Here is a 23,444-nt window from a genome sequence, read left to right on the forward strand (position 1 = left end):
GCAGCGAAGTGAGCAACGCATCCATGCTCCCCGCCTGATGCGTCCATGTTCTTTCGGCCGTGCTCACGTCTTCATTCGGCCGCAGCCGTTTGCCGCCCCGCCGGAGGCGCTGCATCGACGGCCCGGGGGCGCTGCCCGCGCTGGACTTTGAACCACGCGGCATATAACGCCGGCACGAAAAAGATCGTCAGCACCGTCGCCACCGTGAGGCCTCCCATGATGGCGATTGCCATTGGGCCCCAGAAGACGCTGCGCGCCAACGGGATCATTGCAAGCACCGTGGCCGCGGCGGTCAGCATGACGGGACGCGTCCGATGGATCGCGGCTTCCAGCACCGCATTCCAGGGATCGAGGCCCTGTTCGGTCTCCTTGCTGACCTGATCGACGAGGATGACCGCATTGCGCATGATCATGCCGGACAAAGCGGTGATGCCGAGGATCGCCACGAAGCCGAGGGGCGCCCGGAAGATCAGCAGCGCGGCCACGACCCCGATGAGCCCGAGCGGTGCGGTCAGAAGCACCATGAACATCTTGGAGAAGCTCTGCAACTGCAGCATCAGGATTGACAGGATCGTGATCAGCATCACCGGAAACACCGCCGCCAGAGCCTTGTTCGCCTTGTCGCTTTCCTCGACGGCGCCGCCCACGTCGATCCGATAGCCAGACGGCAGCTTCGCCTCGATGCCCGCGAGCCGCGGCACGATCGACTGCGTGGCCGAGACGCCCTGCTCGCCATCCTTGACGTCGGCGCGCACCGTGATGGCCATGTCGCGGTTGCGCCGCCACAATACCGGCTCTTCGAGCACGTCGCGCACACGCGCGACCTGAGACAGCGGTACGACCGTTCCGTCGCGTGTGTACACATTGACGTTCTTCAGCGTGTCGAGATCGAGGCGCTCGGAAGGCACGGCGCGCGTGACGATGTCGACCAGGTCTTCGTGCTCGCGCAACTGCGACAGGGCCGCGCCATTCATGAAAACCTGCGTCACGAAGGCGACGTCCGCAGGCGCCAGGCCGAGCGCACGCGCCTTGTCCTGGTCGAGATCGACGCGCAGCGTGCGCACCGGGTCGTTCCAGTCGAGTTGTACGTCGCGGACCTTCGGGCTCGACGCCACCACCGCCTCGACCTCGCGCGCGATCTCGCGAACCTTCTGCTTGTCCGAGCCGACGACGCGGAACTGCACCGGGAAGCCAACCGGCGGACCCAGTTCCAGGCGCGTGACGCGGACCCACGCCGCGGGGAACGTGTCGTTGGCGATCGACATCAGGCGCGAGCGCACGCGTTCGCGCGCTTCCAGGCCTTTGGTCATCACCACGAAGACGGCGTAGCCGGGGTTCGGCAGTTCGGGGTCGAGCGCCAGGTAGAAGCGGGGCTGGCCGGCACCGGTGTATGCCGTGTAGAACTTGACATCCGCGTCCTTCGCGAGCACCGCCTCCATGTTCTTGACTTGCTCGGTGGTCGCAGCAAACGAAGCGCCTTCCTTCAAGCGCAGTTCGACGATCAATTCCGGCCGGTCGCTGTTCGGGAAGAACTGCTGCGGCACGAGTTGACTGCCTGCGACGGCCAAAGCGAATGCTGCGACCGTCGCGCCGATGACCCACCATCGCCTGGCGATGGCGAGCTCGATCATTCCACGCAGCTTGTTGTAGAACGGCGTGCGGTAGGGGTCGCCGCCGTGGTCGTGCTTTTTGATGTCCGGCAGAATCTTCACCGCGAGATACGGCGTGATGATCCCGGACACGAACCACGAGAACAGCACGGCGGTGCCCACGATCCAAAAGATGCCGCCCGCGTACTCGCCCGTCGTCGATCTGGACAAGCCGATGGGCATGAAAGCCGCAGTGGTGATCAGCGCGCCGGTAAGCCGCGGCAGTGCAGTGGACGAATAAGAGAACGCGGCGGCTTTCACGCGGTCCCAGCCTTCCTCCATCTTCACCACCATCATCTCGACGGCGATGATTCCGTCATCGACCAGCAAACCGAGGGCGATGATGAGCGAGCCGAGCGACACGCGCTCGAGATTCCAGCCCATGCAGAGCATCACCAGCGCGACCACGCCGAGCACGATGGGCACCGAAAGGCCCACGACGATGCCGGTACGCCAGCCGAGGCTCAGAAGGCTCACGACCAGCACGATCGCCAGCGCTTCCAGCAGTGAGCGCTCGAACTCCCAGACCGATTCGCCGACCACGGTCGGCTGGTCGGCCACGCGCTCGAGCTCGACGCCGTACGGCAGCTCCGACTGCACCCTGGCGATCGTGCCTTGAAGCGTTTTGCCGAGTTCGACGATGTTGCCGTCGTCGGTCATCACGATGCCGAGCATGAGCACCTGTTGCCCGTTGTGGCGGATCGTGTACTGCGGCGGGTCCTCGTAGCCTCGCGTGACGGTAGTGAAGTCGCCGAGCTTGATGACGCGCCCGGCGGCAGCGATCGGAACGTTGCGGATGTCGTCCAGGTCGTTGAACTGACCACTGACCCGCACCATCAGGCGGTCAGTTCTGGTATCGATCTGGCCGCTTGCTTCCACCGCGTTCTGATTGCGCAGGCTTTCCGCAATCTGGAGGGGCGTGATGCCGAGCGCGGCGAGGCGCTCGTTGGAAAACTCGACATAGACCTTCTTGGCCTGCTTGCCGTAGACGTCGACCTTCTTGACCATCGGCACCCTGAGCAGGCGCCGCTTGATGTCCTCGGCGATGTCGCTCAGCTCCCATTGACTGATGCCGTCGCCCTTGACCGCGTATAGCAGGCCGGTGACGTCGCTGAACTCGTCGTTGAAGATCGGACCGATGACGCCGTCAGGCAGCTCGAGCTTGATGTCGCTGAACTTCTTGCGCGCCTGATACCAGGCTTCGCGCTGGTCCGCATGCGACGTACCGCCCTTGACCGAGATCAGCATGCCGGCGTATCCCTGCCGGGCGTAGGTCTTGACCTTGTCGAAGTGGTCGAGCTGCTCGAACTTCTTCTCCATGCGGTTGACTACCTCGTCCTGCATCTGTTGCGCGGTCGCGCCGGGCCAGATCACCACCGCCGTCATCGAAGGCACCGAAAAGTTAGGATCTTCCAGCTGACCGAGCCTGGTGAAGCCCAGCACGCCTCCGATCGTGATCGAGAGGATCAGGAACAGGACGATGGCGCGATGGTTCAGCGCCCATTCAGTGAGATTGAGCGACTTCATGTGAAACCTTCTTCGTTTCGACTTCGCTCCGAACGCCGCCAAGTACCACCTTCAGGCCCGGTGCCATCTTGTGCACGCCCGCGGTGACCACCAACTCGCCGGCCGGCAGCCCGGAGACAAGCACGTCGTCGTTGCGATACCCGCGCAGCTCGACGGGCATGAGATCGACCTTTCCGGTTGCGTTGGTCCCTTCTTGACGAACCACCCAGACTGCGGGCCGGCCATTATTCTGAGTGATCGAACCAGCCGGGATAGCGGCCACGTCGTTTTGCGCCGCCGGGCGCTCGACCACGAGCGTCGCGGTTGCGCCAAGCGGCAGAGATCGGGGCACCGCGGGCTTCAGGCGCGCGCGGAAGGTGCGGGTTTGCGCCGCAGCCTGGGGCGATAGTTCACGCAATACGACATCGAACGTGTCGGCGGATGCGCTGGCAAGCCATGCCTTGTATCGCGACGTCTTGAACGACTGCACATGGTCCTCCGGCACATTGACGACGATCTCGGGCTCGGCGTCCTTCGCGATCGAGACAATGGGCTGCCCTTCGGCCACCACCTGGCCGGTCTCGAACTTCACGCTCGTGACGACCCCGTCCTGCTCCGCGCGCAGCGTGGTGTATTCGAGACGATTGCGGGCGAGTTCGAGATTGCGCGCGTCGGCTTCGGCGGCGGAACGCGTCGTGCGCGCGTTCGTCTGCGCTTTTTCGTCGTCGGACGGACTGACCGAACCATCGGCCTTGAGCGCTTCCAGCCGCTTTCGATCCGACTCGGCTTGCCGGGCCTGCGCTTGCGACGCGGTCAACTTCTCCTGCGCGGCCTGCACCGCAAGCCTGTAATCTGTGCCGTCCAGGACGGCGAGGACGTCGCCTCGATGCACTTTCATGCCCACGTCCACCTTGCGGCTCACGATCTTCCCGCCGACGCGGAAACCCTGATCGACTTCATAGCGCGATTGCACGGAGCCGAAGTATCGATCCGTCTCCTGAGTCTTGTCGTAGCGGATCTCCGCTGTGCGAACGACACGCAACGCTTCAGGTGGCGGCTTTTCCGAGCAGCCTGACAAGATCGCGGCGAAGCATATGACTGGAAGCGCCCGGCAGACATGGGTTCTCACGACAGTTCCTCGTTTCGGACGATGGTTCAGGATTTCGGGGAATGTGCTGCATCCGCACCGCTCGATGTCGCGGAGGGCTCGAACACTTCCCACCCGCCACCGAGTGCCTTGTACAGTTGCACGCTGTCGAGCAGCAGTTGGGTGTTGGCGTCGTTGGCGCTGACTCGCACTGACAAGCGCGAGCGCTCTGCATCGAGGAGCGGCAAAAGATCGGTCTGCCCGCGGTCGTACAGCGACTGGGCGCGTCGCAGGGCCGCCTCGGCCGAACTGGCGGCGCCATCCAGCAGTTGCGCGCGTTGCCGCTCGTCGTCGAGTGCGACGAGCGAATTCTCGACATCTTCGAGTGCGCGCACGATCGCGTTCTCGTAGCGAAGCACCGCTTCCTTCTGCCCGCTCTCGGCGATGTCGTTCAGGGCTTGCGTCCGTCCCGCGTTGAAGATCGGCATCGCGAGTAATGCGGCTACATTGGTGAAGCGCGCCGCGCCGAGCGCCATGCCGTTGACGTCGAGCCCCTCGCGGCCGAACAGGGCCCCGAGGAAGAGACGGGGGAACCATTCGGCCTTCGCCTGTTGCCGACGCGCATTGGCTGCGTCGAGTTGCGCCTGCGCGGCGAGCAGATCCGGCCGGCGTTGCAAGAGTGCGGCTGGCTGTCCGGCGCGCGCGGTCGGAGCGGCAATATCGACGCGCGACGGCGCGATACTCGACGCGGCGAACGCCTGATCGCCGATGAGCACGGCGATGCGATGACGCGACACCGCGGCCAGCGTTTCCAGCGGCGGTATTGCGGCGTGGGCCGTCGCCGCTTCGGTCTGCGCTCGCTCGACGTCGAACGGCGTGGCGAGGCCGACGCGCTGGCGAGCCGTCACGAGCCGTAGCGTCTCGTCACGCGCGGCCGAGATCGCGCGGACCGTATCGAGTTGCCGCAACGCGCCGACGAGCGTGAAGTAGTTCGTGGCCACGTCCGACACGACCAGCAGACGCACGCCTCTCGCGACGTCCTCCGCCGTGCGCGTGTCCGCGGCGGCCGCTGCGGCGCCCGCGCGCAGTCGGCCAGCGATGTCGATTTCCCAGGAGACGTCGACGCCGGCTTGCCAACCCTTCGTGTCGGCGGCCTCTGGCACGGTCTGCTTGAAGAACGAATCGAAACCGGTCTTGTGATCGAAGGCTGCGCCATAAATCCCGACGCTGGGAAACAGCCATGACCGGCTGATCGTCTCGCCGGCCCGCGCCGCGCGCACGTGCTCCATTGCAACCTTGATGTCGCGGTTCTCCTGCGCCGCCCGACGAACCAGGTCCCCCAGCACCGGGTCACCGTAGCTGTCCCACCAGGCGGTCTCGGGTTCATCGACGGATGCCGGCGCCGCAGCGAATCGGCCGGGCATGTCGACGGAAGGGTGCATGTCGGGGGCCGCGCAACTCGCCAGTACGAGCGAAAGCGCCACTGCAAGCGTGGCCGCGAGCGCACGCCGTGACCGCTTTGCCATGTGAGGCGCGCAGTAGCTACTCTCGCTCATGATCCAATACTCGACGATGAACATAGGGTGGCCATGACAAGTGAGCATCGTTGCCCCGACCGACCTGGACGTGAGCCGAATGCCTCAGTCGATGCGTGCCGTGGGGGATGGTTCGTCTTTGTCGGTATTCAACCTATCCGCGCCGCGACGGGATTTCTTTGATGCACATCAACGTGCCGTCTACCCGAAAGATCGTCGCGCAATGACTGCGACGGCGTAAGTTTTCATCCTCCAAGTTAGCGCTGCTTCTCGATCGCTTTGCTCGACGTGCCGACCATCGACATGTGCAGATATGGATGCGTCGCAGCCGACGGCCCGGTTGATCTGTATCAAGCCAGCGTCTCGCGGCTACGAGCAACATGCTGCAAACGTCGCAACCGCTAGCGCGACGATTGCCCATTCACTCTATCTGCGAGTCTCCCCCATGGATGCAGGAACGCAACTGTCCCGCAGCCACGACATTGCCCTCAAAGTCGGGTTGCTTTTTCAGAAGCGCAGTCAGCTCGCTTGCGAGTCTTTCCAGGCGCGTATGCGCGAATCGCTCGGTGGCAGTTCAGCGGCGTGGCCTGCCACGCTCGCAACGCCGACGGGCGCGCAGAATGGCTGGCGCTATGCAGTCGATTCTGTGCAGCGGTCGATACTCTTCTGGGACACGATGCGCGAACGCGGCAACAACTTCGTGCACATGGAACTCGAGGGTGGGCCCACGCCCGTATTGCACTTTCAACATGAGACGCTTCTCGACGGCCGCAGCTTCGAACGACCGGTGAACTATGCACTGCTGAAAATCATTCCGCCCGACGGCGTCAGAATCGATATGAAGAAGCGGCCTTACGTGATCATCGACCCGCGTGGCGGACATGGTCCCGGTATTGGCGCTTTCAAGGACGACTCACAGGTGGGCGTTGCATTGCGTGGCGGACATCCTGTGTACTTCGTCATATTCTTCGTCGACCCCGAGCCCGGGCAAACGATGCTCGACGTGTGCGCAGCCGAGCAGCAGTTCGTCAAGAAAGTGCGTGAACTGCATCCCGACAGTCCGAAGCCTGCGATCGTCGGAAACTGCCAGGGCGGCTGGGCGGCCATGATGCTCGCAGCCGCCGATCCGGAGGACACCGGACCCATCGTCATCAACGGCGCGCCGATGTCCTATTGGGGCGGCGCATGGCGCGAAGGGGAAGGCGACAACCCGATGCGTTATGCCGGCGGCATGCTCGGCGGCACCTGGATGTCATCGTTCGCCGCTGATGTGGGCAACGGAAAGTTCGACGGCGCCCATCTCGTGCAGAACTTCGAGAACCTGAACCCCGCAAACAGCCTTTGGGACAAGTACTACAAGGTGTATTCCAACATCGACACCGAGCCGCCGCGCTTTCTCGAGTTCGAACGCTGGTGGGGCGGTTACTACCTGTTGAACCGCGACGAGATCGAGTGGATCACCCGCAATCTCTTCGTCGGCAACAAGCTATGGTCCGGCGGTGTGCAGTCAGATAATGGAAAAACCTTCGACTTGCGAGAAATACATTCGCCGATCATCCTCTTTGCGTCGATGGGCGACAACATCACGCCGCCTCAGCAAGCCTTCAACTGGGTTGCGGACGTGTATGGCAGCACCGAGGAGATCAAGGCGCGGGGACAGGTGATTGTTGGGCTCGTGCATCAGGACATCGGCCATCTTGGTATCTTCGTATCAGGCAAGGTCGCGAAAAAGGAGTATTCGCAGATCGTCTCCGTGCTGGAGGCGATCGAGCTGTTGACGCCGGGCCTGTATGAGATGGTCATCACCGAGCGCCCGGGCGATGCGGAGCGGACTCAATACGATGTCGAGTTCCGCGAACACCAGCTCGAGGACATCCGTGCGCGGCTCAATCGCTTCAAGCGTGTCGACGAGAAGCCATTCGAGATTGTTGCTGCGGTCTCGGACTTCAATCAGCATGCCTATGAACTGTTCGCGCAGCCGCTCGTGCAGTTCATGTCGAACGAAATGAGCGCCAAGATGCTGCGCGAATTGCATCCCTTGCGCCTTCAGCGCTGGGTGATTTCGGATGCCAACCCGTGGCTATGGTGGCTCGGTCCGGCCGCGCAGACCGTCAAGGCGCACCGGGAAGCGGTCGGCCCGGACGATCCGCTACGCACGGCCGAGAGCAAGGCTTCGGACCTGGTGAGCGCCTCACTCGATTACTACCGAGCGATGCGCGACGCGCTCACTGAGTCGGCGTTCTTCTACATATACGGGAACATGTTCTCGCTCTATCTCGCCGACAAACAGAAGGCGGCGGGGCCTCAAACGGAAGCAGAGCCGGACCTGCGCAGTCTCGCAGTGGTCAAGAACGCGCTGGCATCCGTCACGCACGGCGGCTTCGCCGAAGCATTCGCACGCATCTGGCATCTGTTGTCGCCCAAGGGAGAGCCCGTCTCGCTGGCCGAACTCACACTGGGCCAGGAGATGCTGAAGGACTATGGCGGCTACCTTCCGGCGCTTCCGATCGAACAGTGGCGCCGGATAGGGGGTGAGCAGGAAATCATCGTGCAATTCGAGCCGGAACAGGCGCTTCTCACGCTGCCCGTGCTTCTGGCCGAGCGCGCCCAGTGCGGGAAGCTGCTCGCGCTGCTCGACAAGATTTTGGCCGATGAGCGGGTTCGCCAGATCCGCCCCACAGAGGCGCAGACGGCGATGCTCGCGCGCATTCGAAACGTGTTGAAACGCGACTCTGAGCGCGAACGGCGAAGCGTGGCGATGGCGCAATCCTAGCGTCGGATTGATAGCGATCGGCAGGTGCCGTTTGAAGGTTCTAATGCCATGCCGTGCAAATCGAAGGCAGTCCGACAGCGAGGACTCGACGGGTTCGAGGGCAACATCATGACATTCGTGCTAGTGAACAATATCGAAGCGGAAAGCTCTGACGACGAGATCAAACAGTTCTTGGCCAAGTATGGCTTTCCTCCGTGCGACGGAATCGAGCGTGTTCCTGGGGACGGCTCGGCGCCAGCGGCCGTGCTGATATTCGAAAGGGCTGATCCGGAGCTGCTGCGGCGCCTGCAGCCGCGCGTGCACGACCTGTTCTGGAAGAATCGAAGAATCGTGGTACAGGTCGTGAAGGACCGGCCGGAGTGAAATAGTCGTCGAGTCGTCGGAGCCTTCCTGGCGTTGCGTCAGACAGTGCAGAGAGTCGCTTTCCATGTGGCCGACGTCTTCCGGAATGGTGCGACCGATCCGCGCAACACAGCAAGCGACCGGATTGATGTTGGCCCGCCTCTGCGACGTCGCTGCCTGAGTACACGGCTCAACGTTCGCGCCTCGCGCGACTCTTGGCCGACAGGGGTTAGTCGCTGCGGCGTTCGTCGCTTCGTCGTCGAATCCGTGAAGGACTCGCCGCTTTGGCCACGCTCACGCGAGGGCCCTGGCTGCGTATCCGATGCCGCTCATCTTCACGGATTTACGCCTCGTTATCGCAACAACGCCGGATCAAAGACGCGATGACAGAAGGACATGTGGTCTCGTGCTTCGCTTGACCTGAGTCAAAGGCCCCGTAATGTTGCCGCGCATACTGACCGCACGTCCGGTGCCTCACCACACGAGTCGCCGTCTTTCGTCCACGGGAGTTTCTCATGAGTACATCGATGAAAGCCGCTGTCGTTCATGCGTTCGGCGAACCTTTGCGCATCGAAGAAGTGCCGGTTCCGACGCCGGGCCGCAACGAGATACTCGTGAAGATCGCGGCGTCGGGTGTCTGTCACACGGATATCCACGCAGCCGACGGCGACTGGCCCGTGAAGCCCACGCTGCCGTTCATTCCCGGTCATGAAGGCGTCGGTTACGTCGCCGCCGTTGGAGCGGACGTTACGCAGGTGAAGGAAGGCGATCGCGTCGGCGTGCCGTGGCTCTACACGGCGTGCGGGCACTGCGAGCATTGCCTCTCGGGATGGGAAACGCTTTGCCATGCGCAGAAGAACACGGGCTATTCGGTCAACGGCGGCTATGCGGAATACGTACTCGCCGACCCCGACTATGTGGGCCACCTGCCGAAGCAGGTCGCCTTCGACCAGATCGCGCCGATTCTGTGCGCGGGCGTGACCGTCTACAAGGGCATTCGCGTCACGGACACGCGGCCCGGACAATGGCTCGCCATTTCCGGCATCGGCGGGCTCGGGCACGTTGCAGTCCAATACGCCATCGCGATGGGCCTGCATGTGGTCGCGGTGGATGTCGATCCGGCCAAGCTCGCGCTCGCCCGCGATCTCGGGGCGAAGCTGGCAATCGATGCATCGCTCGGCGATCCCGCCGCCGTCATCCAAAAGGAGATCGGCGGGGTGCATGGCGTGCTGGTCACGGCCGTGTCGCGCAGCGCGTTCGCGCAGGCGCTCGGCATGGTGCGCCGAGGCGGCACAGTGTCTCTGAACGGCCTGCCGCCGGGCGACTTTCCGCTGCCCATCTTCTCGACCGTCCTCAACGGCATCACCGTGCGGGGTTCCATCGTCGGCACGCGGCGCGACCTCCAGGAAGCACTCGACTTCGCCGCCGAAGGCAAAGTGCGCGCGCACATCCGTCGAGACCGGCTGGAGAACATCAACTCGGTGATCGCCGATCTGAAAAGCGGGAAGGTGGACGGTCGCGTCGTGCTCACGCTGGAATGAAAGCGGGAACAGCGCGTGTCCACGGATGATACGGGCGATATGCGACGCGCTGTGAAAGCCGGTGAAGTCGCGCCTCCTCCCATATCTCTGCAACGATATTTACGTCATGGAGCAAGGCGGCGAAGCGCTCGCAAGGCGACTCGGCGCGAAGTGGCCCGCGTGGCTCTTCTTCGATGACGAAGCCATGAATTGCGCCCCGAACCCCTGCATATAACGTTGACACCGGACACCTCGGGCCGTCCTCATTGACCGCGGCGTCACGCGCCCTTGTTCTCCACCAGCGCGGCAATCTGCACGAACTTAACGTCGGGGCGCACGCCATACAGGCCCGCTATTCGATCCAGATTTTCATTGCAGAAGAATGCATTGGCGACGTCGTCCGAGTCCCACACATAGAAGTTCGTCGCCTCGCGCCGCGCGGAATCGACCGTGAACGCTTTCGAGTGTAAGCCCGCCATTCCTTCGAACTTCGCGCGCGCGGTCTGAGCGATGTGCCGAACGGCTTGCTCATCGAAGTCGTCGCCGTAGCGAAATCTGACGAAAACACCAATCATGTCATTTCTCCTTCCGGGACTTTCAGGCAGTCCCGATCTGCGGTCGCGCGGCGGGCTCGCAATCGCTTAATCGGCCATTGCCGGCCGTCGCCACTTACTTGCACTCCGTCTCGAACCACTGGTCGACCAAGCGCTGCGCTGCGTGCAGGTTCGCGGGGTAGTGGGGGTCGTCGTGCCACGGTGCAGGGTTGTAGCCGGCTTTTCTCAACGCCGAGAGCTCGCTGCGGTGTTGCGTCTTTGTCGGGGGCTGCTTGTTTTTCATCGCGGACAGGTCACGGCACTCCGTCGCTGTCAAATGTCGTCCGCCTTGTGAGACGTCGGCGGCAGCAGCGTTTCCGGCCTGTAGGAGCGACAAGGCCGCAAGCGTTAAGCAGCTACCCTTGAGGCTTTTCATAGCAACCTCCACGCGTCGTGATTAGCAGCGCTCGGCGGTGCCAGCCCGCCGCCCGCGCGTCGACTTCCGCATTCATTGTGCTCCAGTCGGCGCAGAGGCGACCAGAGGGAACCAGCAGCGCGATATTCTTCAGCAGCACACGAAGTATGTGCCTCGAAAGGCATCGGGCTTCGTCGGTATGGCTGCCAGGCGCCAATGAGGCCGGTCGCTGAGACCGCCGTGTCGGGCGTGCGTCTTGTTGCGGTAGATTCCTTCGCGCGTCTCGCCGTGAATGCTCCAACGATCCCTCCGGCCGCCGGCGTGCTCGCCAAGCATGACTTGTTGCATCACGAGCACGCCGTGCCCGCTTCAACTCACGGCAGCCTGCACCTTCTTGCCATCAGGCCGTCCGAGCCCGGTACACGCATCCCATCCGGCCGACGCCGCAAAATCCCCGTTATTGCCCTGCGTGATATCCACGAGCAGCGACGGGTTTTTGTAGAGCTGCGGATTGATGTATCCCACCGGCGCGCCCTTGATCGCATTGATGCGCGCGATGAGCCCGGCCCATAGCGGTGCGACCGCGCTCGTTCCGCCGATCACCATGTTGTGACCGTCGACACGCACTTCGTAGCCGGTCTCGGGATCGGCATCCCCCGCGACGTCGGGCACGCCGCGCTTCGTGAGCGGACTGTGCTGACCACCCGCGCGCGTGACGTGAAGCCCTTCCTGCCACGCCGGCAACGCGAAGGTCGCGCTCACCCCGCCGCCGCTCGCACCGCCGCCCGCGCCATTGTTCCAGACGGTCTCGCTGCTCGACTGATTGCCGTTCGCCCGCAGCGACGTGCCGCCGCAACCCAGTGCATACGTGCTGGAGGCGGGAAAATCGACATGATCGGCGCCGTCGTTCACGCCGTCGCCCGAACCGTTGTCGCCCGATGCGACGCAGACCGTGATGCCGAGCGCTGCAGCCGACTGGAACGCCTGATCGAAAGCGCTTAGGGCCTGCGGCGTCCATTCCGATTCGGGACCACCCCAACTGATCGAGATGACCGACGGCCTGTTCTTCGTGTCATGAATCGCCGTGCTGATGGCATCGAGAAAGCCTGCGTCGGTGTTGGGCGCGAAATACACGACAATCTTCGCGCCCGGCGCGACGGCGCCCGCAACCTCGATATCGAGCATCACTTCGCCATCGGGGCCGTTCGGATCGCCGGTCGGATGGTTCCGAGCGTGATCGACGGAGACCGCGGTCACGGAAGGCGCGGCCACCCGCAGCGAGGCGAAATAGGTCTTCAGATCGGCGGGTCTGAATCCTCCGCCAAGCTCGATCAGCGCGATGCACTGACCCTTTCCGTCGCCTGCAGGGAAGTCATACAGCGACGCGATCTGCACCGGCGTGAACGCAGACGGCCCCGCCGCTGCGGCCGCCCAGCGCACATTGCCGTGCGGCGCGCGTGCGCGGAAGTTTGGCCGCGCCTGCGGGCGGTTGTCGAGACCCATGACGGCACCGACCACGCCGTTCAGTTCGTCGGGAAGATGGACCGCTCCGACGCGCCCGCGATACGTGCCGCCCGCATGCTCATACTGTTCGAGGCTCACGTTGAAGGCCGCTTCGAACTGGGAGACGGTGCCGGACAGCACCACCGCGCGCCGTGCCGCATGACACTCGACCACCGCGAGACCGTGCCTCTGTGCGAACGACCGAACCGCCGACAGGTCCGCGTCGTCTGCGCCGAAGTCCCTGGTGAAGTCATCGTGACCGATATGCCTCGCCGATGTCCCTTGCGCCGCGAGTTCGGCCATATGCTTCGCGAATGCGTCGCTCGACCGCCGCCGCACCAGCAGGGTGACCTCGAGGCGTTCGTCCGGGTCTGCCTTGCCGACGGGCTTCGCGCCTTGAAGGGGCGCGCGCTCGCTTCCGTTGAGTGGATGGATTGCCATGTCTGACTGCTCCTAAGAGACGCCGCCTCCGTGCGCTGTCGCATCGATGCCAGGCGGGCGGCGACCGGGCATCGAATGATAGTCAGGCGTACTTCCGTTTGGGTCGGGAGATGGGCGAAACGCTTTTTGTCTTTCGCGTGGGTGGCGCGCGGATTTTGCTGCATCCACCGATGGAATACATTCTCGGCTCGTAATGCGCGATGCACCATCCTGCATAAGTCGCATATCCGGATGGGGGGACGCGCCTATTCGGTACCTGCACGAGAATCAGGGCGCCGGCCCGGGCCAACGCCATTCATCGGCTTTCAAGAAACAAGCGCCGGGGCAGTCTGCTGATCCGTCGGCAATTTTTTGGTGAAGCTGCAGGCTACGCGTCGGGCTCAAGCTCCTACCCCGCGCGTCGAAGAATGAGCAGTCTCCAGGTCCGGCAAACTTTGCACCGAGGCATGATTTCATCCGGCCGGTCGCGTTGAGGCAGGGCAGGGTGGACGCACCGGCGAGGGCACGTTATCGCTCACCGGAATAACCCCACGGTTCCGCTGTAATTCGCGATGCCTTCGCCTTTGGAGGTTTCATGCTCGACAAGACAACTGCGCGTCTCACGAAACTCGCTTGCCTCGTATCGGACGGTCTTGAACCCTGGTCCCTTCGAATCGGGGGAAACCCGCTACGCCGCCGATCAAGAAAATACTGGAGCTGAACATTTTTGCGTCGCACAATTTGCTGTCGAGACGCAATGACCCTCTGTGCATGCAAAAAAGTACATAAAAAGAGGCGAAAAGTTGGTAGAAGCGCGACACTGACCGATCTAAATTGGCGTCAATAGCCGGCGCCCCGAAAATGGCAACAAGCAGCCGGCAATAAAAGAAACTGGAGACGGCTTCATGAGGCACCCCGATCTAGAGGTGGTCGACGTTCGACACGGCGAGTCCTTCAAGGCCTGGTCGCACGGCTATCCGTACAAGACGGTGCGCTGGCACTTCCATCCGGAATTCGAGTTGCAGTTGATCGTCGCCACGCACGGCAAGTTCTTCGTCGGCGATCATGTCGGCTCGTTCGGCCCAGGCAACCTCGTTCTGATGGGAGAGAATCTTCCGCACAACTGGGTCAGCGAAGTGCCGGACGGCGAATTCGTGGAGCGGCGCAATCTCGTGATCCAGTTCGGCACGGACTTCGTCAAGCGCTGCATGGAAGCATTCCCCGAGTGCCGCGACGCCCAGCCGTTGCTCGACAACGCACGTCGCGGGATCCTGTTCGACTCGCAGACGAGCGCGGTCGTCGCGCCGCTGTTCGAAGAACTGTTGACGGCGCGCGGCATCCGGCGCATTTCGCTGTTCCTTCGTATTCTCGAATGCCTTTGCGATGCGAAGGAACAGACGCTCCTCGCGAGCATCGCTTACGAGCAGAACGTCGCTTCGTCCAAGCGGTTCGGTCATGTGCTTGCGCACATCGGCAAGAATCTGGCGTCGGATCTGCGCGAGTCGGATCTCGCCGGCCTCGCCGGACAGAGCGTCAGCGCATTCTCGCGCGCGTTTCATCGCCATACGGGCGCGACGTTCGTTCAGTACGTGAACCGCCTGCGTATCGAAGCGGCGTGTCACATGCTGCTCGCCGACGAAATCAACATCACGCAGATCTGTTTTCAGGCCGGCTTCAATAACGTGTCGAACTTCAATCGGCAGTTCCGGGCGGCAAAAGGCATGACGCCGTCCGAGTTCCGCGCGCTGCAGCGGATCAATGCGCGCAGCCGGGAAGTCAACTTGAACGCGCCGTCGGAAGGCAGCCCGGAGCATGTGTCGCCGGGACACACGGCCGCCGGCTACGCGTCGTCCGTCGATCGACGAATGCGATCGTCGCCCACGTAACGACCAACGCCCAACGCCCAAGGCGCTCGCGCTCTTTTCGCCGTAAAGCAGCCGTCTTGTCGAGATTCGCCCTTCGCTCGCGCGAGGGCTTCATTCACCCTGAAGAAGTGCAAGTTAATTAGGAGACACAACTATGAACCGCATGTCCGTTTCGTCGCTGCGCCGGGGCGCGTTGATCGGCACGCTTGCTTTTGGGGGCGCGCTTTGCGGTGTCGCGCACGCGGCGGCACCGCTCACGATCGGCATGACCTTCCAGGAAATGAACAACCCGTATTTCGTCACGATGCAAAAGGCGCTGAACGAAGCGGCGAATTCGATCGGCGCGAAGGTCGTCGTCACCGACGCACACCATGACGTCAGCAAGCAGGTCAGCGACGTCGAAGACATGCTGCAGAAGAAGATCGACATTCTGCTCGTCAATCCCACCGATTCGACCGGCATTCAATCGGCCGTCACGGCGGCGAAGAAAGCGGGCGCGGTCGTCGTTGCAGTCGATGCGAACGCCAACGGTCCCGTCGACTCCTTCGTCGGCTCGAAAAACTACGACGCCGGCGTGATGTCGTGCGAATACCTGGCGAAAGCGATCGGCGGCAGCGGCGAAGTGGCGATCCTCGACGGCATTCCGGTCGTGCCGATTCTCGAACGCGTGCGCGGCTGCAAGGCGGGGCTCGCGAAGTTCCCGAACGTGAAGCTCGTCGATACGCAGAACGGCAAGCAGGAGCGCGCGACCGCATTGTCGGTGACGGAGAACATGATCTCCGCGCATCCGAACCTGAAGGGCATCTTCAGCGTCAACGACGGCGGCGCAATGGGTTCGCTCTCGGCCATCACGTCGTCGGGCAAGGACATCAAGCTGACGAGCGTCGATGGCGCGCCCGAAGCGGTGGATGCGATCCAGAAGCCGAACTCGAAGTTCATCGAAACGACGGCGCAGTTCCCGGCCGATCAGGTTCGCATCGCGCTCGGCGTCGCACTGGCCAAGAAGTGGGGCGCGACGGTGCCGAAGGCCGTGCCGGTCGACGTGAAGGTGGTCGACAAGGACAACGCCAAGGGCTTCACCTGGTAAAACGCGATGTCGGCGGACGGCTCGCCGTCCGCCCGAAAGAGGCGCAGATGGACATGATTCTCAGGCTCAAGCACATCACGAAGAGCTTTCCCGGCGTGAAGGCGCTGCAGGACATCCACATCGAGATCGCGCGTGGCGAGATTCACGCGCTGCTCGGCGAGAACGGCGCGGGAAAATCGACGTTGATGAAGATCCTTTGCGGGATCTATCAGCCCGACTCGGGCGAGATCGAGATCGACGGGCAGACGCGTCAGTTCCACAACTATCACGATGCGGTCTCGGCGGGCGTGGGTATCGTGTTTCAGGAATTCAGCCTGATTCCCTACCTCAACGCGGTCGATAACATCTTCCTGGGCCGCGAGCGCCGCACGGTGTGGCGCACGCGCGACCGCGCCGCGATGCGCCGCGAAGCCGCGGATATCTTCGCGCGCCTCGGCGTCGGCATCGATCTGGACGTGCCTATCCGCACGCTGTCGGTGGCGCAGCAGCAGTTCGTCGAGATCGGCAAGGCGTTGTCGCTCAACGCGCGCATTCTGATTCTCGACGAGCCCACCGCCACGCTGACGCCCGCCGAGGCCGATCATCTGTTCACGATCATGCGGCAGTTGAAGCAGCAGGGCGTGGCGATGATCTTCATCTCGCATCATCTAGAAGAGATCTTCGATGTCTGCGACCGCATCACCGTGCTGCGCGACGGCCAGTATGTCGGCATGACGGACGTGGCGAAGACCGATGTCGAGCGGCTCGTGGAGATGATGGTCGGACGGCGCATCGAGAGCAGCTTTCCGCCGAAGCCCGCGTTACGCGACGATGCCAAGACCGTGCTCGACGTGAGCTCGCTGCAGATCACGAAGGACGGTCCTGTCAACGCGTTCACGCTGCGCGAGGGCGAGATTCTCGGCTTCGCGGGGCTCGTGGGTTCGGGCCGCACGGAGACTGCGCTTGCCGTGATCGGCGCGGAGCCGGTTCATGCGAAGGAGATTCGCGTGCACGGCGCAATGGCGAAACTGTCGGACCCCGCGGATGCGCTCCGTTCAGGCATCGGCATTCTGCCCGAGAGCCGCAAGACGGAAGGGCTCGTCACTTCCTTCTCGATCCGCGACAACATCTCGCTGAACAACCTCGGCAAGTATCGCTCGCTGCGCTGGTTTTTGAACCATCGCATCGAAGCGCGCACGACGGCGGAGATCATGAAACGCGTCGGTGTGAAGGCGCCGTCGATGCACACCGAAGTCGCGACGCTGTCGGGCGGAAACCAGCAGAAAGTGGTGATCGCGCGCTGGCTGAATCATCACACACGCATCCTCGTTTTCGACGAACCGACGCGCGGCATCGACGTCGGCGCGAAAGCGGAAATCTACGGGCTGATGCGCGAACTCACCGCGCGCGGCTACTCGATCATCATGATCTCGTCGGAGCTGCCGGAAATCGTCGGCATGTGCGACCGCGTCTGTGTGTTCCGGCAGGGACGCATCGAGGCGATTTTGAGCGGCGACGAGATCGATTCGAACACGGTCATGACCTATGCAACAGCCGGGGCACGCGGAGCGACACATGAACACGCCTGACACATCTTCTCCGAACTCACGTGACGTCGCGGCCGCCAGCGCGCACGGCAGCGCGAGCTCGCGCTTCGCGAGCTTCAGACGCTCGACGCTCTTCTATCCGCTCATCGGGCTGATCGTCGTCTGTATCGTGATGATGGTGGCGAGTTCGAGTTTCCTGTCCGCCGCGAACCTCGAAAACGTGCTGCGGCAAGTGTCGATCAACGCGATCATCGCGGTCGGCATGACCTGCGTGATTCTCACGGGCGGTATCGATCTGTCGGTCGGTTCGGTCATGGCGCTGTCGGGCACGATCGCGGCCGGATTGATGGTCTCGGGCCTGAACGCGGTCGCTGCCTTGCTGACGGGCGTCGCCGTCGGACTCGGCTTCGGCGTCGCCAACGGCTTCTTCGTGGCGTTCGCGCGCATGCCGCCGATCATCGTCACGCTCGCGACGATGGGCATCGCGCGGGGCCTCGGTCTCATCTACACCGGCGGCTATCCGATCGACGGCCTGCCCGACTGGGTCAGCTTCTTCGGCAGCGGCAAGGTGCTCGGCATCCAGGCGCCGGTTCTCATCATGCTCGCCGTCTATCTGATTGCCTGGCTGCTGCTCGACCGCATGCCGTTCGGCCGTTACGTCTACGCGATCGGCGGCAACGAGCAGGCCACGCGCTTGTCGGGCGTGCGCGTGGCGCGCGTGAAGCTGATCGTCTATACGCTGTCCGGGCTCACGTCCGCGTTCGCCGCGATCGTGCTGACCGGGCGTCTGATGAGCGGCCAGCCGAACGCGGGCGTCGGCTTCGAACTCGACGCGATCGCGGCGGTGGTGCTCGGCGGCACGTCGATATCCGGCGGACGGGGATCGATCCTCGGCACGCTGGTCGGCGCGCTCTTGCTAGGCGTGCTGAACAATGGCCTCAACATGATCGGCGTGAATCCATACGTACAGAACGTGATCAAGGGCGGAATCATCCTGCTCGCGATCTATATCAGCCGCGAACGCTCGCGCTGATCTCCTCAAGCTGCGAACCTTCAACGAGAGACATATGACGACACAGAACACCGAGTCCCGGATGACCGCCATCGTGTGCCACGCGCCCGAGGATTACCGCGTCGAACAGGTGACGAAGCCGCGCGCCGGCCGCAACGAACTCGTGATCCGGATCGCTGCCTGCGGCATCTGCGCGAGCGACTGCAAGTGCTACACCGGCGCGAAAATGTTCTGGGGCGGCCCGAGCCCGTGGGTGAAGGCGCCGGTGATTCCGGGCCACGAATTCTTCGGCTACGTCGAGGAAGCGGGCGAGGGCGCGGCCGAGCATTTCGGCGTGCAGGTCGGCGATCGCGTGATCGCGGAACAGATCGTGCCCTGCGGGAAATGCCGCTATTGCAAGTCGGGCCAGTACTGGATGTGCGAGGTCCACAACATCTTCGGCTTCCAGCGCGAAGTGGCCGATGGCGGCATGGCCGAGTACATGCGTATTCCGCCGACGGCGATCGTCCACAAGATTCCGCTCGGCGTGTCGCTCGAAGACGCGGCGATCATCGAGCCGCTGTCGTGCGCGATCCACACGGTCAATCGTGGCGACGTTCAACTGGACGATGTCGTGGTCATCGCCGGGGCGGGTCCGCTCGGTCTGATGATGACGCAGGTCGCGCATCTGAAGACGCCGAAGAAACTCGTCGTGATCGATCTCATCGACGAGCGCCTCGAACTTGCGAAACAGTACGGCGCGGACGTGGTCATCAATCCGACGAAGGACAACGCGCTCGACGTGATCAAGTCGCTGACCGATGGCTACGGCTGCGACGTATATATCGAAACGACCGGCGCGCCGATCGGCGTGACGCAAGGTCTCGATCTCATCCGCAAGCTCGGGCGCTTCGTCGAGTTCAGCGTGTTCGGCGCGGATGCCACGGTGGACTGGTCGATCATCGGCGACCGCAAGGAACTGGACGTGCGCGGCGCGCATCTGGGACCGTACTGCTATCCGATCGCGATCGATCTGCTCGCGCGCGGGCTCGTCACGTCGAAAGGCATCGTCACGCATGGGTTCTCGCTGGAGGAATGGGACGAGGCGATCAAGGTCGCGAATTCGACCGATTCCATCAAGGTGCTGCTCAAGCCCGCCGGCGAGCGCTGATCACGCGCGGAGAAGCGATGGAATACGTGATTGGCGTGGACATAGGCACGCAGAGCACCAAGGCGCTGCTCGTCGGGCGCGATGGCGCGATCGTCGCGAAGCATTCGAGCAGCTATCAGCCGGATACGCCGAAGCCGCTTTGGGCCGAGCAATGGCCGTCGGTGTGGTTCGATGCCGTCGACGAATGCATCGCGCATTGCGTGGCGCAGGCTGTGGCGCAGGGCATCGATGCGGCATCCATTCGCGGCGTGTGCGTGAGCAGTCTGTACGGCGGCTCGGGCATTCCGGTGGATGAAGCGATCGAACCGCTGCATCCCTGTCTCATCTGGATGGACCGGCGCGCGACCGGAGAAGCCGATCGCGTGCGCGAGCAGGTCGATCTCGATCGATTGCAGGCGATCACCGGCAATGGCGTCGACAGCTATTACGGTTTCACGAAGATGCTGTGGCTGCGCGAGCATCGTCCGGACGTGTGGGCGAAGACGCGCTATTTCCTGCCGCCGAACGCGTACGTCATTCATCGTCTCACCGGGGAGATCGCGGTCGATCACAGTTCGGCGGGAAACATCGGCGGCCTGTACGACGTCGCGCGGCGCGGCTGGTCCGCCGAGATGCTGGACGCGCTCGGCATTCCCGCGCGCATGATGCCGCAGCGGCTCGTCGAATCGACGGATATCGTCGGCGGGTTGCTGCCGCAATGGGCCGCGCGATGGGGCCTGGCGGCGGGCACGCCGGTGGTCGCGGGCGGCGTCGATGCGGCCGTGGCGACCTTCGCGGCCGGCGCGGCGCGCGCGGGACAGCACGTCGCGATGATCGGCACGAGCATGTGCTGGGGCTACATCAACCAGCACGTCGATGCGCGTCATGGGCTCGTGTCGATGCCGCATGTACTCAACGGCACGCGCGATCTATACGTGTTCGGCGGCGCGATCACGGCGGGCGCGTCGGTGACGTGGTATCGCGAGCAGTTCTGTCAGGCGGAGGTCGCGGCGGCGCGCGCGTTGCCGCACGGCGATCCGCACGTGCTGCTGGAGGAAGCTGCCGCGCGCGTGCCGGCCGGCGCGCAAGGCGCGATGTTCCTGCCGTATCTGATGGGCGAGCGCAGTCCGGTCTGGGATGCGAAGGCGAGCGGCGCGTTCATCGGCCTGAGCCTCGCGCATACGCGCGCGCATCTCTACCGGGCCGTGCTCGAAGGCGTTTCCTTCGCGCTCAGGCACAACATCGAGGCCGGACGAAAGGGCTCGGAATCGCTCGACGACAAGCTGATCGTCGTGGGCGGCGCCGCGCATTCGCCGCTGTGGATGCAGATCATCGCGGACGTCACGGGCTTTCCTGTCTGGACGATCGGCGAGGAAGTGGAAGCCGCGTTGGGCGCGGCGCTGCTCGCGGCAGTCGGCACCGGACTCGTGACGCACGATACCGCGCAAACCGGCTGGTCGACGCTCATCGAGCGCGCGCGGCCGGACGCTGAGAGCGCGGCCCGTTATGCCGATTATTTCGATGTCTACACGGCGCTTTATCCGGCGCTCATGCCATCCATGCACAGGTTGCAATCGATATGAAAACCGAGTTCGACTTTAGCGGCAAGCGCGTTCTGGTGACGGGCGCATCGAGTGGGATCGGGCGTGCCTGCGCGCAGACGCTGGCGCGTTGCGGCGCACATGTCGTCGCGGCGGGGCGCGATGCCGCCGCGCTCGACACGCTCGCGAACGAAACGGGCTGCGCGACGCTGCGGCTCGATGTGGGCGCGCATCGTTCGGTCATCGATGCGGCGCTGGAGCCGTTCGATGCGTTCGATGGTCTCGTGAACTGCGCGGGCATTGCATCGCTCGAACCGGCGCTCGAATTCGACGCCGACGCATTCGACCGCGTGATGGCCGTCAATGCGCGAGGCGCCGCGCTGGTCGCCCGAGCCACCGCGCTGAAGATGGTCGGGCGCGGCGGCAGCATCGTGAACGTGTCGAGTCAGGCGTCGCTCGTCGGCTTGCCGGACCATCTCAGCTATTGCGCGTCGAAAGCGGCATTGGATTCGATTACTCGCGTGCTTTGCATCGAGCTCGGACGGCACGGCATCCGCGTCAACAGCGTCAATCCGACGGTCACGCTCACGCCCATGGCACGCTTTGCCTGGAGCGATCCGATCAAGAGCGAGCCGATGCTTCAGGCGATTCCGCTCGGACGGTTCGCGGAGCCAGAGGAAGTCGTGGCGCCTGTGTTGTTCTTGCTGAGTGATGCGGCGTCGATGATCAGCGGGGTTTCGTTGGCGGTCGATGGGGGGTATACGGCGCGGTGAAGGATGGTTGAATTGACATAATAGAAGTTATCGTCATTTAGCTATGCGCATTCTTAATGCTTATGACGCTGAGGGGTCTCCCCTGAAACAATCACGGACGGCTTCAGTCCGGCATCGCGCTTGATAATAGTTGATAAGCGGTATAATAGCGCTATGTCGACCGGAGGAGCGAAACATGATTAGTGCGGACTTGGGACAGCAGCTCGAGGGATACATTACAAAGCTTGTCGAGACGGGCCGCTATGGCTCAAAAAGCGAAGTGTTGCGCGAGGGGGTGCGACTCATTCAGGACCGCGAGACCCAGCTAGCGGCCCTGGACGCCGTCATCGAACGCGGAATTGCTGATTCAGACGCGGGCCGAGGCAAGGCCGCCGATGAAGTATTCGACCGGCTCGAAGCAAAGTATAAGGCGATGGCTAGTCGAAAAGCATGATCGTCCGCATCCTGCCTGACGCTCAGGCGGAACTAGAAGCGATTGGCGATTACATCGCACGCGCCAATCCGCAGCGCGCCTTGAGCTTCGCTCGCGAACTGCGTGACAAGTGCACGAGCCTTGCAGACATGCCACGCGCCTACCCGCTGGTGCCGCGATACGAGGATCGCGGTGTCCGGCATCGGGTCCACGGTAGCTATCAAATCTTCTATCGGGTCACCGGAAACCCTGAGCGCATCGACGTAATCCACGTTATAAACAGCGCGCGGGACATTGCCGGAATCCTTTTTTTATAGCCCCCGTCGGGAAGCGCGAAGCGGGGTAAGGCGCGTATGTCAAGCGCCACCGCAAGCGGATGGCGTTCTAAGCTCGCTGCTATTGAAGATGAAGTGCGCTGGCTCGTCGTCGACAACTAACGGTGAGACGCGGACGGTCACAGGAAGGACTCGACTCACCGGGGGCGTCTCCTGGTTGCCATGGTCGTCGTCCTCAAGAGATCACAGGCGCATGTCGCCGCAGCCAGTACTGAGACGCGTGCCAAACAAGCCGCAGACTGTCACTAAGAGCGGGGCGCCGGACACCCGCAATGACTTCGCGGCGCTGCGGGCCTTCGCTGTTTGTACATAGCTTGGAACCCCAGCCGCCTGCGTTGGCTGTACGGTGTCAGAGCTGCCTGCTCCGGCGAATGACCGCTTTTCGGTAAGCGGATTTCGTATGGCACCACCCGATCCCGAATCGACCTGGCCGTTCGTAATTCCGGCTCGATTGTCGAAACCGTGATTGAAACGAACCACC

The 23,444-nt window shown here is 63.2% G+C and carries 18 protein-coding genes; 12 read left to right on the forward strand and 6 right to left on the reverse strand.

Translation table 11 applies throughout. The features are described from left to right. Positions 1 to 71: 71 nt before the first annotated feature. The 3 genes from NCR34_RS23865 to NCR34_RS23875 are packed head-to-tail and all read right to left on the reverse strand — an operon-like array spanning position 72 to position 5,726. Positions 72 to 3,176, reverse strand: a complete 3,105-nt coding sequence (locus NCR34_RS23865; protein WP_250501196.1) for an efflux RND transporter permease subunit — start codon at positions 3,174 to 3,176, stop codon at positions 72 to 74. Continuing rightward, positions 3,154 to 4,284, reverse strand: a complete 1,131-nt coding sequence (locus NCR34_RS23870) for an efflux RND transporter periplasmic adaptor subunit (protein WP_250501209.1) — start codon at positions 4,282 to 4,284, stop codon at positions 3,154 to 3,156. The genes NCR34_RS23865 and NCR34_RS23870 overlap by 23 nt, the downstream gene beginning before the upstream one ends. Positions 4,285 to 4,310: 26 nt before the next feature. Further along, complete coding sequence (locus NCR34_RS23875; RefSeq protein ID WP_250501197.1) at positions 4,311 to 5,726, reverse strand: efflux transporter outer membrane subunit; 1,416 nt, start codon at positions 5,724 to 5,726, stop codon at positions 4,311 to 4,313. 496 nt (positions 5,727 to 6,222) lie between these two features. Here NCR34_RS23875 and NCR34_RS23880 point away from each other — a divergent pair, with 496 nt between their 5' ends. The 3 genes from NCR34_RS23880 to adhP all read left to right on the forward strand — a co-directional run bounded on the left by NCR34_RS23880 (position 6,223) and on the right by adhP (position 10,433). Further along, positions 6,223 to 8,550: a DUF3141 domain-containing protein gene (locus NCR34_RS23880; RefSeq protein ID WP_248324169.1), complete on the forward strand. Its 2,328-nt coding sequence runs from the start codon at positions 6,223 to 6,225 to the stop codon at positions 8,548 to 8,550. 108 nt (positions 8,551 to 8,658) lie between these two features. After that, positions 8,659 to 8,913 carry an RNA-binding protein gene (locus NCR34_RS23885; protein WP_248324168.1) on the forward strand — a complete coding sequence of 85 codons (255 nt, stop codon included), beginning with the start codon at positions 8,659 to 8,661 and terminating at the stop codon, positions 8,911 to 8,913. A gap of 494 nt (positions 8,914 to 9,407) precedes the next feature. Then, on the forward strand, positions 9,408 to 10,433 hold the full coding sequence (adhP, locus tag NCR34_RS23890) for an alcohol dehydrogenase AdhP (RefSeq protein ID WP_250501198.1): 1,026 nt from the start codon (positions 9,408 to 9,410) through the stop codon (positions 10,431 to 10,433). 257 nt (positions 10,434 to 10,690) lie between these two features. Here adhP and NCR34_RS23895 read toward each other — a convergent pair whose 3' ends face one another. From NCR34_RS23895 to NCR34_RS23905, 3 genes are all read right to left on the reverse strand, one after another. Beyond that, entirely contained in the window at positions 10,691 to 10,987 is a 297-nt protein-coding gene (locus NCR34_RS23895; protein WP_248324166.1) for a hypothetical protein, read from the reverse strand. 94 nt (positions 10,988 to 11,081) lie between these two features. Then, complete coding sequence (locus NCR34_RS23900) at positions 11,082 to 11,381, reverse strand: DUF4148 domain-containing protein (protein ID WP_248324165.1); 300 nt, start codon at positions 11,379 to 11,381, stop codon at positions 11,082 to 11,084. Between the two features lie 348 nt (positions 11,382 to 11,729). Continuing rightward, a complete protein-coding gene (locus NCR34_RS23905) occupies positions 11,730 to 13,304 on the reverse strand; it encodes a S53 family peptidase (protein ID WP_250501199.1) in 1,575 nt (524 codons plus the stop codon). An 884-nt stretch (positions 13,305 to 14,188) separates the two neighbouring features. On the opposite strand from NCR34_RS23905, the gene NCR34_RS23910 reads away from it, so the two are divergent. From NCR34_RS23910 to NCR34_RS23950, 9 genes are all read left to right on the forward strand, one after another. Then, the gene (locus NCR34_RS23910; RefSeq protein ID WP_248324163.1) at positions 14,189 to 15,169 is read left to right on the forward strand and encodes an AraC family transcriptional regulator; all 981 of its coding nucleotides are present in this window, start codon (positions 14,189 to 14,191) and stop codon (positions 15,167 to 15,169) included. A 133-nt stretch (positions 15,170 to 15,302) separates the two neighbouring features. Continuing rightward, a complete protein-coding gene (locus tag NCR34_RS23915) occupies positions 15,303 to 16,235 on the forward strand; it encodes a substrate-binding domain-containing protein (protein WP_371747487.1) in 933 nt (310 codons plus the stop codon). 47 nt (positions 16,236 to 16,282) lie between these two features. Then, positions 16,283 to 17,803, forward strand: coding sequence for a sugar ABC transporter ATP-binding protein (locus NCR34_RS23920; protein ID WP_248324162.1), 1,521 nt, complete (start codon positions 16,283 to 16,285; stop codon positions 17,801 to 17,803). Beyond that, complete coding sequence (locus NCR34_RS23925) at positions 17,790 to 18,794, forward strand: ABC transporter permease (RefSeq protein WP_248324161.1); 1,005 nt, start codon at positions 17,790 to 17,792, stop codon at positions 18,792 to 18,794. The genes NCR34_RS23920 and NCR34_RS23925 overlap by 14 nt, the downstream gene beginning before the upstream one ends. Before the next feature lie 34 nt (positions 18,795 to 18,828). Further along, complete coding sequence (locus tag NCR34_RS23930) at positions 18,829 to 19,923, forward strand: alcohol dehydrogenase catalytic domain-containing protein (protein WP_248324160.1); 1,095 nt, start codon at positions 18,829 to 18,831, stop codon at positions 19,921 to 19,923. A 17-nt stretch (positions 19,924 to 19,940) separates the two neighbouring features. Next, entirely contained in the window at positions 19,941 to 21,485 is a 1,545-nt protein-coding gene (locus tag NCR34_RS23935; protein WP_248324159.1) for an FGGY-family carbohydrate kinase, read from the forward strand. Continuing rightward, positions 21,482 to 22,216 carry an SDR family oxidoreductase gene (locus NCR34_RS23940; protein WP_248324158.1) on the forward strand — a complete coding sequence of 245 codons (735 nt, stop codon included), beginning with the start codon at positions 21,482 to 21,484 and terminating at the stop codon, positions 22,214 to 22,216. The genes NCR34_RS23935 and NCR34_RS23940 overlap by 4 nt, the downstream gene beginning before the upstream one ends. A 175-nt stretch (positions 22,217 to 22,391) precedes the next feature. After that, positions 22,392 to 22,649: a type II toxin-antitoxin system ParD family antitoxin gene (locus tag NCR34_RS23945; RefSeq protein WP_248324157.1), complete on the forward strand. Its 258-nt coding sequence runs from the start codon at positions 22,392 to 22,394 to the stop codon at positions 22,647 to 22,649. After that, positions 22,646 to 22,945: a type II toxin-antitoxin system RelE/ParE family toxin gene (locus tag NCR34_RS23950; protein ID WP_248324156.1), complete on the forward strand. Its 300-nt coding sequence runs from the start codon at positions 22,646 to 22,648 to the stop codon at positions 22,943 to 22,945. The genes NCR34_RS23945 and NCR34_RS23950 overlap by 4 nt, the downstream gene beginning before the upstream one ends. The last annotated feature ends 499 nt before the right edge of the window (positions 22,946 to 23,444 follow it).

The sequence above is a fragment of the Caballeronia sp. GAWG1-5s-s genome (genome assembly GCF_023631445.1).
Taxonomy (GTDB): domain Bacteria; phylum Pseudomonadota; class Gammaproteobacteria; order Burkholderiales; family Burkholderiaceae; genus Caballeronia.

Excerpts from the sequence above, each read along its gene's own strand:
- NCR34_RS23865 (WP_250501196.1), bottom strand. The coding sequence starts at position 3,176 with ATGAAGTCGCTCAATCTCACTGAATGGGCGCTGAACCATCGCGCCATC.
- NCR34_RS23880 (WP_248324169.1), top strand. The coding sequence starts at position 6,223 with ATGGATGCAGGAACGCAACTGTCCCGCAGCCACGACATTGCCCTCAAA.
- NCR34_RS23885 (WP_248324168.1), top strand. The coding sequence starts at position 8,659 with ATGACATTCGTGCTAGTGAACAATATCGAAGCGGAAAGCTCTGACGAC.
- adhP (WP_250501198.1), top strand. The coding sequence starts at position 9,408 with ATGAGTACATCGATGAAAGCCGCTGTCGTTCATGCGTTCGGCGAACCT.
- NCR34_RS23895 (WP_248324166.1), bottom strand. The coding sequence starts at position 10,987 with ATGATTGGTGTTTTCGTCAGATTTCGCTACGGCGACGACTTCGATGAG.
- NCR34_RS23900 (WP_248324165.1), bottom strand. The coding sequence starts at position 11,381 with ATGAAAAGCCTCAAGGGTAGCTGCTTAACGCTTGCGGCCTTGTCGCTC.
- NCR34_RS23905 (WP_250501199.1), bottom strand. The coding sequence starts at position 13,304 with ATGGCAATCCATCCACTCAACGGAAGCGAGCGCGCGCCCCTTCAAGGC.
- NCR34_RS23910 (WP_248324163.1), top strand. The coding sequence starts at position 14,189 with ATGAGGCACCCCGATCTAGAGGTGGTCGACGTTCGACACGGCGAGTCC.
- NCR34_RS23915 (WP_371747487.1), top strand. The coding sequence starts at position 15,303 with ATGAACCGCATGTCCGTTTCGTCGCTGCGCCGGGGCGCGTTGATCGGC.
- NCR34_RS23920 (WP_248324162.1), top strand. The coding sequence starts at position 16,283 with ATGGACATGATTCTCAGGCTCAAGCACATCACGAAGAGCTTTCCCGGC.
- NCR34_RS23925 (WP_248324161.1), top strand. The coding sequence starts at position 17,790 with ATGAACACGCCTGACACATCTTCTCCGAACTCACGTGACGTCGCGGCC.
- NCR34_RS23930 (WP_248324160.1), top strand. The coding sequence starts at position 18,829 with ATGACGACACAGAACACCGAGTCCCGGATGACCGCCATCGTGTGCCAC.
- NCR34_RS23935 (WP_248324159.1), top strand. The coding sequence starts at position 19,941 with ATGGAATACGTGATTGGCGTGGACATAGGCACGCAGAGCACCAAGGCG.
- NCR34_RS23940 (WP_248324158.1), top strand. The coding sequence starts at position 21,482 with ATGAAAACCGAGTTCGACTTTAGCGGCAAGCGCGTTCTGGTGACGGGC.
- NCR34_RS23945 (WP_248324157.1), top strand. The coding sequence starts at position 22,392 with ATGATTAGTGCGGACTTGGGACAGCAGCTCGAGGGATACATTACAAAG.
- NCR34_RS23950 (WP_248324156.1), top strand. The coding sequence starts at position 22,646 with ATGATCGTCCGCATCCTGCCTGACGCTCAGGCGGAACTAGAAGCGATT.